Raw genomic sequence first — 13743 nt, forward strand, 5'->3', positions numbered from 1 at the left:
ACCAGCGAGACCGACCGCCGCGCAGCCTTCCCTGCTTGGCTACACAGCTACAACCACCACCGGCCCCACACCGGCATCGGCGGCCACCCACCCATCAGCCGCTTGACCAACGTGCCCGGTCAGTACAGCTAGGCCTCAGCCGCTCCGGACAGCCGGCTCCGCAGGACCGGGACGCCGTCGCCGGCGAGCTGCTCGAGCGCGGCCACCCGACCGGACACGGCGAGCAGGACCGCCTCGGCCCGGCCGCTCACGGTCGGGCCGCTGCCGTGCGCCCAGCCGACGTCCTCCGCGACGAACCGCAGCCCGTCCGGCGTGCCGGCGGCGACGACGCCCCCGGCCGCGCCCGAGGTGAGGTGGGTCAGCGCCGTGCGCAGGCGCTCCCCCGGGACGACCCGCGGCAGCCCCAGCGGCCAGCGGATGTCAAGGCCGTGCACCAGGAGGTCGGTGAGCGGCGCCTCCGGCCCGGCCCCGGGAGGGGTGAACCGCGAGCCGGCCTTCCTCCGCAGCACCTCCGCGAGCTCATCGGAGGACCGGCGGGCCTGCCGGCGGGTCAGCCGGACGTTCGCCCGGTCGAAGTTGCCGCGCTCCACCAGCATGGCCAGCGCGAACCGCGGGATGCCCACCTCCAGGGGGACGACGAGGTGGGCCAGCACGTCGTGCACCGTCCACGCGCTGCAGAGGCTCTGCGTCGCCAGCTGCTCGTCGGTGAGCCCGGACACCAGGGCCGCGACGGAGCGGCGCTCGTCGGCGATCTCGGCGAACACGTCCACGCGGTCACCCTGGCACGGGCAGGGGCGCGCGTGGCCCTGGACGGGGCGGCTAGGCCCGGCGTGCCGCGCAGAGCACCTGCCCGACGGCGGCGCCGAGCTGGCCCGCGCAGGTGAGCGGACGGGCGAAGGGCACGCGGACGTCGGTGTGCCCGAGCGGGCGCTCGACGCGCAGCCGGAAGCCGAACCGGTCCAGGCCCAGCGGGCGTACGACGTCGGTCGGTCCCACCATGCCGACCGGCAGGCGGCCGGCCAGCAGGTCGAGGACGTCGGCGTGGTCGCGGGCCAGGTGGCGCAGGTGGTCGGCCTCGAGGTCGGCCAGCGGGTCCGGGCGGGCGGCGAGGAAGTCGCCGGGGCTGACGTCGACGGTGGCCCCTCCCTCGCCGAGCACGACCTCGGCGAGGTCGAGGCGCAGCAGCTGTGCGGTGCGGCCGACGTCGAGCAGCGCGCCGTCGGGACGGGTCTCGGCGAAGGCCAGGGTGGCAGCCCGCTCGTCCGCGGCGCGGACCGGCGTCACCCAGCCGGAGAGCCAGAGCTGCGCGCGCACCGGCCGGCGGACCGGCACGGGGGCGTGGTCGCTGACCAGGACCAGCGCGGAGAGGTCCTGGTCGGGTGCCTCGCGGACGGCGTGGGCGAGCTCCCCGTCGCGCGGTACGACGAGCAGCACCTGGCCGGCCGCGGTGACCGCGTGGGCGAGCAGGCGGCTGCCCTGGAGCCCGCTGGCGCAGACGGTCGCCGCGGCGCGGGTGGCCACCGTGCGGGCGCGCTCTGCGGGGCCGGGGCGCAGGCCGTCGTCCTCGGGACGACGTCCGGGCGCGGGCTGGCTCGGTCGGCTCTGCATGGCCCCTCCTCGGCTGGTTAGGGCAGCCTAACCATACGAAGCGGCGGCGGGCCAGGGGGTTCGCCCGCCCGGTCAGCCGGAGCGGGCGCTGCGGCGCTGCGCGACCCGCAGCGCCAGGACCAGGAGGGCGCAGACCAGCACCACCGCCGGGCCGCCGCCGAGCTCCACCGCCCACCCGAGAGCGAGGAGCGGCAGGACGACGGTCATCCCGAGGAGGAACCCGCGCAGCACCCGCAGGGCGGCCGGCGTGCGGGACTCGTACCCCTGGGCGACCGACGCGGGGAGCCCTGCGGCGGCGGCCCAGCGGGCGACGGCGGCGTCCACGTCACCGGCGGGGGCACTCCGGGTCTCCTGCGCCGTCACGGGGTCCACCCGGTCCACGATGACGCGGAGTGACCGTCGCGGCAGGTCGGGGCGGGACATTCACCCGCACGTGCGCTCAGGCGCGGACGTCGTCCTCGTCGACCGGCACGTCCGCTTCCTGCTCCAGGACGTCTGCCTCGTTCGCCTCGCGGTCGCCCAGCGGGCCGCGCGGCGCACCCGCCTCACCGGGGCGGGCGGACAGCTGCTGCTCCAGGGCGTCGGCCTCGGACGCGTCCGCGGCGGGAGCCTCGGCGTCGGCGGCCCGGCTGACCGCGGGCGGGTCGAGCAGCGCCTCCTGCTCCGCGCGGTCGGCGTCGGGCACGTCGCTCGAGAAGCCGGGCTCGGTCACGTCGTCGTCCTCCCTCGGGGTGCAGGTCAGGTCTCCCCCATCGTGCCGGTCCCCCGGGGACCCGGCAGCACGAGATCGTGTGAGGGAGGCGACGATCCCGTGACCGGCCGCGGAACGGCGGGCACAATCGGCGGGGATGGACACGCCCGGGGACTACGAGTTCGCGCCCCTGCGGATCCCACCGGGCACGTCCCGGTCCGCGGCCGCGACCATGCTCAGCCTGCAGGCCGACGTCGGGGGCTGGGAGCTGGCCCGCCTGCAGCTGCACGCGGACGGCACGCGCAAGGTCATCCTGCGCCGCCGCGCCCGCCTGTCCTACCTGCCCAAGCCCGTCGTCTGAGCCGGGCCGCCGCTACCAGTGCGGCGGTCGGCGCACCGCAGACGGAAGAGCGGTGGCCGCGTCCCCCCGTGCGGCCGTGACCTGCGGCTGGGTGAGGAACAGGCACCGGCCGAGGTCCGCGCCGCGCACGTCGGCTGCGCGCAGGTCGGCGCCCAGCAGGTCCGCCGTCCCGAGGTCGGACCCGCGCAGGTCGGCGCCGATCAGGTAGGCGCCCCGGAGGCTGGCGCCCCGGACGTCGGTGCGCCGCAGGTCCCTGCCCATGAGGTCGGCGCCGCGCCGGTCGGGCCCGCGACCACCGCGGACGGCGTCGCTCACGCGGCCCAGGAGCTCCCCGACCTCAGCCCGGCGCGCGCCGACGTCCAGGCCGGCCAGGGCGGCCGCGTCCAGCCGGGTGAGGTCCTCGACCTCGGTGCGCCGGGCCTGCGCCTCGGCGTGCAGGCCGGCCGCGGCCGGCAGCGCGAGCACCTCGGCGAGGTACCAGAGCATCTCGTGCAGCTGGCGCATCACCGGCAGGACGGCGAACTGGCTCCGCGCGAGCTCCGGTGACTCCCCCCAGCTGCGGCCGCCGAAGGTGCTCTGGGTGATCTGCTGCCCGGCGCCGAAGCAGTCGAAGACCGTGCAGCCGGGGAACCCGCGCTCGCGCAGCTCGGCGTGGATGCCGCAGCGGAAGTCATCGGCGAGGTGGGTGCACGGCGTGCCCGCCGGCTTGTCGACCGCGAAGTCGGCGGAGGCGGCGAAGGCCGGCGCCACGCAGCAGAGACCGGCGCACCGCGAGCAGTCCGCCCGCAGGTGCGCCCGGTCGTCGACGACGGGCAGCGGGCGGGACGGCATGGCGGGGACCAGGCTAGGCGCCCGGTCCCCGCCCGACCGCTCAGGGGACGAGGACGACCTTGCCGACGGTGTCGCGGCTGGCCAGCTTCAGCAGCGCCTGGGGAGCCTGGTCCAGCGGGAGCACCTCGCCGACCAGCGGGTCGACCTTGCCCTCCTCGACCAGGCGGACCAGCTGCTCGTGGGTCTCGGTGAAGACGGAGGGGTCGTGCTTGCGGTACAGGCCCCAGTGCAGGCCGACGACGCTGTAGTTCTTGACCAGCAGGTGGTTGGCCGGGGCCTCGGGGATCCGGCCGCTGGTGAAGCCCACGACGACGATCCGGCCCTCGAAGGCGATGCACTTGCGCGACTTGTCGAAGACGTCGCCGCCGACCGGGTCGTAGACCACGTCGGCACCGCGACCGCCGGTGACGTCCTTGACGATCGAGACGAAGTCCTCGGTCGTGTAGTCGATGACGTGGTCGGCGCCCAGCTGCTTGCAGACCTCGGTCTTGCGCGCGCCGCCGGCGGTCGCGATGACCGTGGCGCCGGCGGCCTTGCCCAGCTGGATCGCCGCCGTCCCGACGCCACCGGCGCCGGCGTGCACGAGGAGGGTCTCCCCCGCCTGCAGGTGCGCGCGGCGGTGGAGCCCGACGTAGCCGGTCTGGTAGGTCAGGTACAGCGAGGCGGCCTTCTCGTCGGACATCGAGTCCGGCACGGGGAAGGCGGCCGCGGCGTCCATGAGGGCGTACTCGGCGAAGGCGCCCGGCCCGCCGGCGGGCGAGCCGATCACGCGCTGCCCGGTCTCCACGATCTCGCCGCAGAGCTCGACCCCGGGCGTGTACGGCAGCGGCGGCTTCTCCTGGTACATGCCCATGGCCATGAGCACGTCGGGGAAGTTCAGCGCGGCCGCCCGCACCTTGACCAGCACCTGGCCCTCGCCGGGCGAGGGCTGGTCGACCTCGTCGAAGGACATGACCTGGGAGGGGTCGCCGAGCTCGTGGACCCGCCATGCGCGCATGCCCCTGACCTTGCCAGACGGCGCGTGACCGCCGTCACGGGGTCCGGACGACGGTCCGCTCGCCCGGACGGGCCGGACGTGTCAGGGTGCGGAGCGTTCGGTCGCCCCCTCCTCGGCGGCCAGGGAGGGACCCGATGCTGCACCAGCTCACCGACCGCCTGCGCTTCCTCGGGGCGTTCATCGCCAACCCCCGGCAGGTCGGTGCCGTCCTCCCGACCTCCCGCACGGCGGTGCGGGACATGCTCGACCTGGCCGACGTGCCGGGCGCCGACCTCGTCGTCGAGCTGGGCGCCGGCACCGGCGCGCAGACGCAGGAGATCCTGGCCCGCATGAAGCCGGGCGCGCGCCTGGTGACCCTCGAGATCGACCCGCGGCTGGCCAAGCTGCTCGACGAGCGCTTCGACGACCCGCGGGTGCAGGTCGTGTGCGACTCGGCGGAGAACCTGGACGCCCACCTGGGCGGGGCCAAGGCCGACGTCATGGTCTCCGCGCTGCCCTACACCTCGCTGGAGCAGCGCCTGCGGCAGCGGATCCTCGACGTGCTGCCCGGCGCGCTGGCGCCGGACGGCACCGTCGTCGTCATCCAGTACTCGCCGCTGATGCTGGCCGACTTCCGCAGGCGCTTCCGCACCGTGGACTGGCGGGTCACGCCGTGGAACGTGCCCCCGGCGTTCCTCTTCGCCTGCCGGGGACCGGTCGTCGACTGACGCGCGCGCCGTCGGTCAGCGCATCGACGGCGGGCGCAGGGCCTCCGGGACGACGGCGGTCTCGCCGGCCTCGGTGCGCGCCGCGGGCACGCCCTTGAACTTGTAGGGCACCGTGCCCACGCCGGGCTGGATCACGTAGGCGGCACCTGGCTCGCCGGAGCCCCACGCCATGACCATCGCGTCGGCGACCTCCTCGGCGGTGAGCACCGGGAAGCCCGCGGCGGTGAACTGGTCGCGGATCCGGTCGATGATCGCGGTGTCGGCGAAGCCGGGGCAGATCGCGGTGATGGTCGTCCCCTCGGCGGCCAGCCGGGGCGCCATCGAGCGCACGAAGGCGATCGCCCCGCCCTTGGCGACGCTGTACCCGGGGTCGGTGGCCATCGGCGAGAGGCCGGCGAGCGACGCCGTCACCACGATCGCCCCTCCCCCGGCGCGCTTGATCGCCGGCCGGGCGGCGGCGACGCCGTAGACGACGCCGAACAGGTCGATGTCGACCACGCGCATGAACTCGTCGAGGTCGAGGACGTCGTCGCTCTTCGCGGCGGAGATGCCGGCGTTGAGGTACGCCGCGTCGAGCCGGCCGTGGTCGGCCTCGATCCTCGCCACGAGCGCCTCGTTGGCCGCGCGGTCGGTGACGTCGAGGACGGCGAACTCGCAGCCCAGGTCGGCGGCGACCTGGCGGTTGCGCTCGCTGTCGAGGTCGGCGAGGACGACGGTGACCTCGCGCTCGCGCAGCTTCCTGGCCAGGGCGCGGCCGAAGCCACCGGCCCCTCCGGTGATCAGGGCGACGGATCCGGGGGCGGGAGTGGTGTCGGTCACCCCCGCATCACATCACGCGCTGCGGAGGAACCGGTCGAGGACCCGGATGCCGAACCTCAGCGACTCCACCGGGACGCGCTCGTCGATGCCGTGGAACAGCGAGGCGAAGTCCAGGTCGGCGGGCAGGCGCAGCGGGGAGAACCCGAAGCAGCGCATGCCGAGGCGCTGGAAGCTCTTGGCGTCGGTGCCGCCGCTCATGGTGAACGGCACCGGCCGCGCACCGTCGTCCTCGGCCTTGAGCGCGGCGACCATCTGGTCGACCAGCGGGCCGTCGAACGTCGTCTCGACGGCGGGGTTGTGCACCAGCCACTCGCGGGTCACGCCCTCACCGATGAGCGCGTCGAGCTGGCGCTCGAACTCCTCCTCCTGGCCGTAGAGGAAGCGGCCGTCGACGGTGGCGCTGGCGGTGCCGGGGACGACGTTGGCCTTGTAGCCGGCCTGGAGCATCGTCGGGTTGGCGGTGTTGCGCAGCGCGGCGCCGATCATCCGGCTGAGGCTGCCGAGCCGGGCCAGGGCGACCTCCGGCTCGGCCGCGTCGATCTCGATGCCGTAGGCGTCCTCGACCGCCGCGATGAACTCCCGCATCGGCGGCGTGAGGGTGAGCGGGAACCGGTGGTTGCCGACGCGGGCGACAGCCTCGGCCAGCCGGGTGACGGCGTTGTCGTCGTGCACGAAGGAGCCGTGCCCAGGACGTCCGCCCACGGTCAGCCGCATCCAGCCCATGCCCTTCTCGGCGGTCTGCACGAGGTAGAGCCGGAGGTCGTCACGGACGGTGATGCTGAAGCCGCCGACCTCGCTGATCGCCTCGGTGCAGCCCTCGAAGAGGTCGGGGTGCTGGTCGACCATGAAGTGCGCGCCGAGCGCGCCGCCGGCCTCCTCGTCGGCGAGGAAGGCCAGGACGATGTCGCGGTCGGGCTGCACCCCGGTGCGCGCCCAGTCGCGGACCAGCGCCAGGACCATGCAGTCCATGTCCTTCATGTCGACCGCGCCGCGGCCCCAGATGTAGCCGTCGCGCTCCTCGCCGGAGAACGGGTGGACGCTCCACTCGGCCGGGTCGGCGGGGACGACGTCGAGGTGCCCGTGCACGAGCAGCGCGGGCCTCGACCGGTCGCGGCCGGGGATCCGGGCGACGAGGCTGGCCCGGCCGCGCTCGGACTCGTGGATGACCGAGTCGATCCCGACCTCGTCGAGCTTGGCCGCGACCCACTCGGCGGCCTTCCGCTCCCCCGCTCCCGTGGCGGTGTCGCCGGTGTTGGTGGTGTCGATCCGGATGAGCTCGGAGAGCAGCTCGGCGACCTCGGCCTGTGCTCCGGCCAGCGGGGCGGGGGTGTCGACCATGGGCCGATCGTGCCGCACGCCGCGAGGTGCTGCCCCTCTCGGGTGACCGGGACTGCTCCGCCGCAGGTCAGCGGCCGATGAGGAACCCGTGAGGACCCTCAGTGCGATGCGCGCCCGCGACCCCGAGGCTGCCGTGCGCAGCGCCGCGCTGATCCTCGCCGTGTGCGCGGCCTGCGTCGCCGGTTTCACCCTCCTGCAGCCGATGGACGGGCCCGCCGAGACCGCGTCCTGGGTGGGCGTCGCGGTGCTCGGCGCCGCCTCGGTGCTGTGCCGGGTGGTGCCCGCCGAGCGGCTGGACCGGGTGGGTGCCGGGGTGTTCATCGCGCTGGGCGGCGTCGTCCTGGCCTGCAGCCTGAACCTGCTGACCGAGGACACCTCCGCGGCCGCCCAGGCGTTCCTGGCCTTCCCCGTCCTGTGGGCGGCGGCGCACCTGCGTGCCGGCGCCATCGCCCTGGTCACCGGGGTCGCCATCGCCGGTGACTGCGTGACGCTCTTCCTCATGCTGCCCGCCGAGGCCGCAGCCGTGGACGTCGTCTTCTTCGGCGCGGTCCTCGTGGTGATGGCGCTCATGCTGGTGCGCGCCAACCGGGTGCAGGACCGCCTCGTCGCGGCCCTGCGGGAGCAGGCGACCGTCGACCCGCTGACCCGCCTCACCACTCGGCGCGGCTTCGAGGACGCGCTCGGCCGGACCCTCGCCCTCTCCGGGCCGGGCGGGACGGCGCTGGTGCTCATCGACGTCGACTCGTTCAAGCGGATCAACGACACCCACGGGCACCCGGTGGGCGACGAGGTCCTCGCCCACCTTGCCGGGGTGCTGCGCGGGAAGGTCCGGGCCGCCGACGCCGTCCTCTCCCGGCTGGGGGGCGACGAGCTTGCCGTGCTCATGCCCGGGTGCAGCCGCGAGGTGGCGGCCCGGCGCGCCGAGGAGCTGCTGGAGGCGGTCCGCGCCGAGCCGCTGGTGCTCCCCGACGGCACGGTGGTGCCGCTGTCGATCAGCCTGGGCGTGGCGCACGCCGCCCGGTCCTCGCAGGACCGGACGTCCCTGTACACGGCCGCGGACTCGGCGCTCTACGACGCCAAGCGCGCCGGCCGGGGGCGGGTGTCGCTGGCTCCGGCATGAGCCGTCCCGGCACGGCGGGGGGTGCGTGATCCCCTGATCGGCGTCGGGTAGTCTTCAGCTCGCACTCGTCCGGGTGGCGGAATGGCAGACGCGCTAGCTTGAGGTGCTAGTGCCCTTTATCGGGCGTGGGGGTTCAAGTCCCCCCTCGGACACAGACGAAGCCCCAGGAACCTGCAGGTCAGGGACCTGGGGCTTTTTGCTGTTCCGCCCCGCGAAGGCCTGCTGATACCGCGGTGATACTTGGATTCGCATCACAGCTCCGGCCGGCCGTAGCGGCGGTCGAACTCATGACGGGCCCCATCAGGCAACACGTCATACAGCTCGCGGAGCTGGTCGACATGCCGCTCCTCCAGCTCGTCGAACAGCTGGATCCACGACGGCGGGCTATCCCACTGCCGCCGCAGCAGGATGTCCCAGACCTGCATACCTCGATCCCGGTGGTCTTGAGACGCCAACAGCGCGGCGAGGATCAGGTCGTTGGCAGCGCGCTGCTCGGCGTCCGTGACGCGATCCAATAGCTGCATGCGCCGCAGCACGTCCGGCGAAGGCGCGATGACCAAGTCGATCAGCACCTGGACGACGTCAGCTCGGATCTCGTCGGTCATGGGTCAGCCTCCAAGGAGAATGGCGAACCGGTCGGCGGCCTGGCGGCCCATGCCGGGGTGGACGTGCTGGTAGACGGTGAGCGTGATGGTGGCGTTGGCGTGCCCGAGACGCTCGGACACGACCTTGACGGGCACCCCGTCGGCCAGGAGCAGCGTCGCGTGGGTGTGCCGGAGGTCGTGCAGGCGGATGGCCGGCAGGAGGTCCGCACCCATCGCCTTCCGCGCCTGCGCCACCTGGCCGACGAACCGTCGGGAGAACCGCTCAGGGTGACGGTGGGCGCCTGTGAGCTCCCCCAGCACAAGGGCTGTGTCCCGGACCAGGTCGAGCGCTAGGCCGCCGCGGACGGCGCGGTAGGCCCGGAGAGCTGCGACGGTGCCGGCGTCCAGGTCGACCACGCGTGACTGACCCGTCTTGGTGGGGCCCTCCACCAGCTGCTCGCCGCCACCCTTGGTCTTCACCACGCCAACGGAACGGCGCACCTGCACCCTGCCCGCGTCGAGGTCGACGTCGCGCCAACGCAGGGCGAGCGCCTCCCCGCGGCGCATCCCGGTCGCGGCCAGCAGACGCCAGCCCATCGCGAGGTCCTTGTCTCGAGCGTCGGCCCAGCCGAGGAACCGGCCGAGCTCGATCGCGGTCCAGGCCTGCATCTCCGGCGGCCGCGCCTCCGACGCACTCGGTGGGGTCGCCCGGTCCGTCGGATTCAACGCGAGCCGCCCTTCGCGGACCGCATCACCGAGCGCCGACCGCAGGATCGTGAAGACGTAGCGGACCGTGCGGGCGGAGAGCCCGCCTTGACCGTCGGCCCGACCGGACGCCTCGAGCTTGCGCATCCACGCGTTCAGCGCCGGACCGGTGAGCCGGGCGACCGGCGTCGTCCCGAGGTGCGGGTCGATGTGCAACCGGATGTTTTTGCGGTAGGAGGCCAGCGTGGCGGGACTGAGCCGCTGGCCGGCCACCCACTCCTCCAGGTAGGCGTCCAGCCGCTGCTTGCTCGGCTCCACCCACTCCCCCCGCTCGGCCTTCCTGATCTCCTCCCGCAGCGCCGCCGCGGCGTCCCGTCGGCTCAGGAAGCCCCGTCGGAGCACCTGCTTGCGGGAGCCGTCCGCCTGCGTGACGCCGTACTTGATGAGGAACCGGGGGCCGGCCTTCGTCTGGTACTCGCTGATGGAGCCTTCGCCGGCCTGTCGGCGCCGTGGCTTGGTCACTGCTCCCCCTGCTCACGCCGGTGTTCTTCGAGCAGGTCCCGGTAGAACTGCGCCCGCGCCTCAGCCTCCTCGCGGTTCGGCCCCCAGTCCTCGGCGAGCGCGTGGCGATCAGCATCGGCTCGAGCGACTTCCTGCTCGAAGCGCTTCTCCCATTGCTGAGGCTCGTTCGTGCGAGTCACCGCGACGATGCTGCGCAGGAGTTGGAGGTAGTTCGACATCTGCCGGTCGATCTCCTCGCGCTCCAGCACACCGCGTCGAATGTCACGAGCCAGCCGCACGTCGAACAGCACGTCATCGGGCAGCAGGAGTTCCGGCAAGGGAATCTCGAAGACCCGGGACAGCGCCAGGGCCTCATCCACGGTGATCGCCCTCCGGCCATTGGGCTTCTCGATGGCCGAGATGGCTGGCTGGCCGAGTCCGCGGAACCCCTGGGCCTGCACCTGTCTCGCCAGCTCGGCTTGAGACCAACCCCGCCGGGTCCGCTCCGCCACCATCCGGCGAGCCAGGTGCCCCTCCTTGCCGACATCGGCTAGGAGCTCGACCAGCGTTTCCCAATCGGGCACAGCACGCTCCTGATCTCCGTAGCTATGGATATTGCTTAGACCGTAACAGCGCGTGCCAATGCTGGCAAGCGCTGAACGCTCCACACTGGGCTATGGCGATTCTGCGCATCAGCGATGGGAGATCTGGTGATGGCCGAGCTTGAAGACCTGCTCAGCACCGCCGAGTTCGCACAGAAGGCGAAGGTCCCGGCAGGCACTGTCCGGCACTGGCGGGACGTCGGCACCGGCCCGGCCTACCTGCGGATCGGGCGGCACGTGCGGTACCGGCCGAGCGACGTCATGGCGTGGCTCGAGGGTCAGCGTGTCTCGACTGGCGACGCCGCATGAACCTCACCGCCGCCTGCCGAAGCGAAGCCGCGGCTCTGACGGTGGCGCAGGTCGCGCAGATCCTGGAGGTCGACGTCCGGACCGTCTCCCGCGCCTGCGACGAAGGGCAGATCCCGTCACTCCGCGTCGGTCGCCGGCTGCTCATTCCCCGACTGCCGCTGCTCGCCCTCCTCGGGGCGGCCCCGGACATGGACGAGGCCGGGCCCGCCAGCCCGGCCTTCGCCACCACGAACACTCACAACTCAACAGGAGTCACCACCAATGCTACCGCCGCGAGGCCGATCCACCTGGCCAGCTGACCCGCCAGTCCTCGACGACCACGAGCTGTGGGCGTGGCAGGCGGCGCTTGACCACCTCGCCGCCCGAGGGCTGCGCGGGATCGTGCCGCCGCACGTCGCAGGAGCCCTCACTGGCCGCCGGCGCCGACGCCACCTGCGGGTGGTCCGGTGACCCGGCCTTCGCCGCTGCCGCTGCCGCAGCTGCTGCCGTGGGAAGCCCGACTGCTCGCCCTGGCCGACGGGCAGCCGATCCCCGACTACGGCTCCCGCGAGTGGCGCGCCCTCCCCGAGGACTCCCCCATCCGCGTCGCAGCCTGCGTCCAGGCCGCTGCGGCATGGCGGACGTACACCGACCCCACCGAGATCGCCCTACGCCTACGCCTCGAACTCGACGAGGCCCGCGAGCGCGACCGCCAAGAACAGGAGCTGGACGGCTGGACGCCAACCCTCACCCGGAAGCAGCGCGCCAGCTACGCGCGCCCCGGCCCGTCCCAGCTCGAGCTGGCGCAGCGCCGCGGGGAGCCGGCCGCCGCCGACCGGGCACGCGCCCAAGCCGCGGCCATTGCCGCCCACCGGCTCCCCGACGAGAGCGCCGCATGAGATGGCAGCCGGCCCTCTTCGACGAGCCGGTCACCCGCGCCACCGTCGCCGTCGAGGTAGGGCCCCGATCGGCATGGCTTCGCGGCTACGGCCTCCACCGACTCCTCGAGGAGCTCGACGTCCCCGTCATGATCTGCCCCTTCCGCCGCTGCCTCACCATGCCCGTCGACCGGGTCGGCGACCTGCTCGCCCTTCTCGAGCACCGGGACAAGCGGGTCGTCGAACTCACCACGGTCGAACGGTGAGCGTCCCCCGCCTCGTCGCCCCCAACGAGTGGGTGCCGCCGCCGGATCGGGCACCGGACGAGCCGAAACGCATCGCCTCGCCGGCTGGGCCAGCGCTGCAGTTTCGCACCTTCGGGCAGCTCGCCGCCGACGTCGACGCTGCCGGCCCGCGGCGCTGGCTCATTCGCGGCATCTGGCCCGCGGGCGCCTACGGGGTGCACGCCGCCGAGCCCAAGGCCGGGAAGACATGGAACGCGCTCGACCTGGCCGTGTCCGTCGCCTCCGGCACGCCTTGGCTCGGCCAGCACCCGATCGACACCAGCGGCCACGTCGTCGTATTCGCGGGCGAGGGCGGCGACGGCAACATCGTCCGCCGAGTCCGCGCCATCGCGACCGGCCGCGGGATCACGAGCGACGACATGCCCATCAGCGTGTGCACCCGGGCCCCGCACCTCGCCGACGACGAGCACCTCGCCGCCATGGCCGACCACCTCGCCGCGACAAGGCCCGTCCTCGTCGTCCTCGACCCGTTCTACCTCGCCGCCGGCGGGGCCGACGGCAAAGACCTCTACTCCATGGGCCGGCTGCTGGAGAAGCCCCAGCATCTCTGCGAGCACGCCGGGGCCTCCCTCGTCGTCGTCACCCACTTCAACCGCTCCCGCGACCTCAAGGGCGCAGCGCGCATCACTGGGGCCGGGCCAGCCGAGTGGGGCCGCGTCCTCATCTCCGCCGAGGTCCTCTCGCGCCACACCGACCCGACCACCCAGGCCACCACCGTTCTCACCTCCCTCGACGTGCAAGGCGGAGAAGTCCCCGACCAGACCGTCCGCGTCCGACGCACCATCCGCGCCCTCGACCCCGACGACCTCGACAGCGCCCTCGAGTACCGCGTCGATGAACCGGACGCAGCCGAGTCGACACCCACGGCCGCCGGAAGCGACCTCTCCCCCGCCGGCGCCAAGCTCCTCGCCGCCCTCGACGCCCAAGAGACACCCCAGCCATGGGGCGCCCTGGTGGATCACATCAGCGCCGCACACGGCCACGGCCTCCGCCGACCCACCGTCTCCACCGAGCTCAACAAGCTCCGCGACCGCGGCCTCGCCGACTACCTCGACACCGGTCACGGCAAGGAGCGCCTCTGGTACCGAATCCGAACGGAGACCCCCGCAGCATGACCACACCCCCGGACCTGTCAGCACTGTCAGCTGACACGTCACCTGACACCACGCTGACAGGAGGGTGTCAGCGTCAGCTGACACCTCTGTACGGGACACCCCCTGCTGACACCCCTCTGCTGACACCCTCGACGAGCGAACTGGCGTCTCTTCGTGGCTCCAACCTCTTGAGCGTGAGCGACCTCTTGAGCCGCTCTGGAGCGTGCGGGGTATCGCTGGCGGTATCGGGAACTGCGGCCATCGCGCTACTGCTCGCGTCCGCGCAGCTCAGAGCCGGTCAGACTCGCCTCAAG

At 73.4% G+C, this 13743-nt stretch carries 20 protein-coding genes and 1 tRNA gene; 10 read left to right on the forward strand and 11 right to left on the reverse strand.

Annotated features, from left to right (window positions below; genetic code table 11):
* A partial coding sequence (locus E4P43_RS11730) for an integrase core domain-containing protein (RefSeq protein WP_167759159.1) occupies window positions 1-132 on the forward strand: 132 nt, incomplete at its 5' end.
* On the opposite strand, the gene E4P43_RS11735 is transcribed toward E4P43_RS11730, so the two are convergent.
* From E4P43_RS11735 to E4P43_RS11750, 4 genes are all read right to left on the reverse strand, one after another.
* Window positions 129-770: a maleylpyruvate isomerase family mycothiol-dependent enzyme gene (locus E4P43_RS11735; RefSeq protein WP_135145636.1), complete on the reverse strand. Its 642-nt coding sequence runs from the start codon at window positions 768-770 to the stop codon at window positions 129-131. The genes E4P43_RS11730 and E4P43_RS11735 overlap by 4 nt on opposite strands.
* A 49-nt stretch (window positions 771-819) precedes the next feature.
* Window positions 820-1608, reverse strand: coding sequence for a DUF2470 domain-containing protein (locus E4P43_RS11740; RefSeq protein WP_135145638.1), 789 nt, complete (start codon window positions 1606-1608; stop codon window positions 820-822).
* A 72-nt stretch (window positions 1609-1680) separates the two neighbouring features.
* Complete coding sequence (locus E4P43_RS11745; protein ID WP_135145639.1) at window positions 1681-1980, reverse strand: hypothetical protein; 300 nt, start codon at window positions 1978-1980, stop codon at window positions 1681-1683.
* Window positions 1981-2047: 67 nt separating this feature from the next.
* Entirely contained in the window at window positions 2048-2320 is a 273-nt protein-coding gene (locus E4P43_RS11750) for a hypothetical protein (protein ID WP_135145640.1), read from the reverse strand.
* A gap of 136 nt (window positions 2321-2456) precedes the next feature.
* Between E4P43_RS11750 and E4P43_RS11755 the strand changes: the two genes are divergently transcribed.
* Complete coding sequence (locus E4P43_RS11755) at window positions 2457-2660, forward strand: DUF5703 family protein (protein WP_135145642.1); 204 nt, start codon at window positions 2457-2459, stop codon at window positions 2658-2660.
* A 12-nt stretch (window positions 2661-2672) separates the two neighbouring features.
* On the opposite strand, the gene E4P43_RS11760 is transcribed toward E4P43_RS11755, so the two are convergent.
* The gene (locus E4P43_RS11760) at window positions 2673-3491 is read right to left on the reverse strand and encodes a pentapeptide repeat-containing protein (protein ID WP_135145643.1); all 819 of its coding nucleotides are present in this window, start codon (window positions 3489-3491) and stop codon (window positions 2673-2675) included.
* A gap of 40 nt (window positions 3492-3531) precedes the next feature.
* Window positions 3532-4488, reverse strand: coding sequence for an NADPH:quinone oxidoreductase family protein (locus E4P43_RS11765; protein WP_135145644.1), 957 nt, complete (start codon window positions 4486-4488; stop codon window positions 3532-3534).
* Between the two features lie 134 nt (window positions 4489-4622).
* On the opposite strand from E4P43_RS11765, the gene E4P43_RS11770 reads away from it, so the two are divergent.
* On the forward strand, window positions 4623-5195 hold the full coding sequence (locus tag E4P43_RS11770) for a methyltransferase domain-containing protein (RefSeq protein WP_135145645.1): 573 nt from the start codon (window positions 4623-4625) through the stop codon (window positions 5193-5195).
* 15 nt (window positions 5196-5210) lie between these two features.
* Here the strand turns inward: E4P43_RS11770 and E4P43_RS11775 are convergent, their stop codons facing one another.
* Window positions 5211-6014 carry an SDR family NAD(P)-dependent oxidoreductase gene (locus E4P43_RS11775; RefSeq protein WP_135145647.1) on the reverse strand — a complete coding sequence of 268 codons (804 nt, stop codon included), beginning with the start codon at window positions 6012-6014 and terminating at the stop codon, window positions 5211-5213.
* A gap of 12 nt (window positions 6015-6026) precedes the next feature.
* Window positions 6027-7352, reverse strand: a complete 1326-nt coding sequence (locus E4P43_RS11780; RefSeq protein ID WP_135145648.1) for a M20/M25/M40 family metallo-hydrolase — start codon at window positions 7350-7352, stop codon at window positions 6027-6029.
* 88 nt (window positions 7353-7440) lie between these two features.
* On the opposite strand from E4P43_RS11780, the gene E4P43_RS11785 reads away from it, so the two are divergent.
* Both E4P43_RS11785 and E4P43_RS11790 read left to right on the forward strand, forming a co-directional pair.
* Window positions 7441-8472: a GGDEF domain-containing protein gene (locus E4P43_RS11785; protein WP_245159097.1), complete on the forward strand. Its 1032-nt coding sequence runs from the start codon at window positions 7441-7443 to the stop codon at window positions 8470-8472.
* A 67-nt stretch (window positions 8473-8539) separates the two neighbouring features.
* Window positions 8540-8624 (forward strand) — tRNA-Leu (locus E4P43_RS11790).
* Between the two features lie 99 nt (window positions 8625-8723).
* Here E4P43_RS11790 and E4P43_RS11795 read toward each other — a convergent pair.
* From E4P43_RS11795 to E4P43_RS11805, 3 genes are read right to left on the reverse strand one after another with little or no spacing between them, the layout of a single operon-like run.
* Window positions 8724-9077 carry a hypothetical protein gene (locus E4P43_RS11795; RefSeq protein ID WP_135145650.1) on the reverse strand — a complete coding sequence of 118 codons (354 nt, stop codon included), beginning with the start codon at window positions 9075-9077 and terminating at the stop codon, window positions 8724-8726.
* A gap of 3 nt (window positions 9078-9080) precedes the next feature.
* Window positions 9081-10283, reverse strand: coding sequence for a tyrosine-type recombinase/integrase (locus E4P43_RS11800; RefSeq protein ID WP_135145651.1), 1203 nt, complete (start codon window positions 10281-10283; stop codon window positions 9081-9083).
* Window positions 10280-10846: a helix-turn-helix transcriptional regulator gene (locus E4P43_RS11805; RefSeq protein ID WP_135145653.1), complete on the reverse strand. Its 567-nt coding sequence runs from the start codon at window positions 10844-10846 to the stop codon at window positions 10280-10282. The genes E4P43_RS11800 and E4P43_RS11805 overlap by 4 nt, the downstream gene beginning before the upstream one ends.
* Window positions 10847-10960: 114 nt before the next feature.
* On the opposite strand from E4P43_RS11805, the gene E4P43_RS11810 reads away from it, so the two are divergent.
* From E4P43_RS11810 to E4P43_RS11825, 5 genes are all read left to right on the forward strand, one after another.
* A complete protein-coding gene (locus E4P43_RS11810; RefSeq protein WP_209313848.1) occupies window positions 10961-11173 on the forward strand; it encodes a helix-turn-helix domain-containing protein in 213 nt (70 codons plus the stop codon).
* Window positions 11170-11472 (forward strand): helix-turn-helix domain-containing protein, encoded by a 303-nt coding sequence (locus E4P43_RS11815; protein ID WP_135145655.1) that lies wholly within the window; start codon window positions 11170-11172, stop codon window positions 11470-11472. The genes E4P43_RS11810 and E4P43_RS11815 overlap by 4 nt, the downstream gene beginning before the upstream one ends.
* 147 nt (window positions 11473-11619) lie before the next feature.
* Window positions 11620-12051: a hypothetical protein gene (locus tag E4P43_RS11820; protein ID WP_135145656.1), complete on the forward strand. Its 432-nt coding sequence runs from the start codon at window positions 11620-11622 to the stop codon at window positions 12049-12051.
* Window positions 12048-12296 (forward strand): hypothetical protein, encoded by a 249-nt coding sequence (locus E4P43_RS19920; protein ID WP_167759160.1) that lies wholly within the window; start codon window positions 12048-12050, stop codon window positions 12294-12296. Before E4P43_RS11820 ends, E4P43_RS19920 begins: the two co-directional genes overlap by 4 nt.
* Window positions 12293-13450, forward strand: coding sequence for an AAA family ATPase (locus tag E4P43_RS11825; protein ID WP_167759161.1), 1158 nt, complete (start codon window positions 12293-12295; stop codon window positions 13448-13450). The genes E4P43_RS19920 and E4P43_RS11825 overlap by 4 nt, the downstream gene beginning before the upstream one ends.
* Window positions 13451-13743 lie beyond the last annotated feature (293 nt).

The sequence above is a fragment of the Blastococcus sp. TF02A-35 genome (assembly GCF_004571075.1).
Taxonomy (GTDB): Bacteria; Actinomycetota; Actinomycetes; order Mycobacteriales; family Geodermatophilaceae; genus Blastococcus.

What these genes read in the sequence shown, in the direction of transcription:
- E4P43_RS11740 (WP_135145638.1), bottom strand. Translation starts at nt 1,608, where the DNA reads ATGCAGAGCCGACCGAGCCAGCCCGCGCCCGGACGTCGTCCCGAGGAC.
- E4P43_RS11755 (WP_135145642.1), top strand. Translation starts at nt 2,457, where the DNA reads ATGGACACGCCCGGGGACTACGAGTTCGCGCCCCTGCGGATCCCACCG.
- E4P43_RS11760 (WP_135145643.1), bottom strand. Translation starts at nt 3,491, where the DNA reads ATGCCGTCCCGCCCGCTGCCCGTCGTCGACGACCGGGCGCACCTGCGG.
- E4P43_RS11765 (WP_135145644.1), bottom strand. Translation starts at nt 4,488, where the DNA reads ATGCGCGCATGGCGGGTCCACGAGCTCGGCGACCCCTCCCAGGTCATG.
- E4P43_RS11770 (WP_135145645.1), top strand. Translation starts at nt 4,623, where the DNA reads ATGCTGCACCAGCTCACCGACCGCCTGCGCTTCCTCGGGGCGTTCATC.
- E4P43_RS11780 (WP_135145648.1), bottom strand. Translation starts at nt 7,352, where the DNA reads ATGGTCGACACCCCCGCCCCGCTGGCCGGAGCACAGGCCGAGGTCGCC.
- E4P43_RS11795 (WP_135145650.1), bottom strand. Translation starts at nt 9,077, where the DNA reads ATGACCGACGAGATCCGAGCTGACGTCGTCCAGGTGCTGATCGACTTG.
- E4P43_RS11810 (WP_209313848.1), top strand. Translation starts at nt 10,961, where the DNA reads ATGGGAGATCTGGTGATGGCCGAGCTTGAAGACCTGCTCAGCACCGCC.
- E4P43_RS11815 (WP_135145655.1), top strand. Translation starts at nt 11,170, where the DNA reads ATGAACCTCACCGCCGCCTGCCGAAGCGAAGCCGCGGCTCTGACGGTG.
- E4P43_RS19920 (WP_167759160.1), top strand. Translation starts at nt 12,048, where the DNA reads ATGAGATGGCAGCCGGCCCTCTTCGACGAGCCGGTCACCCGCGCCACC.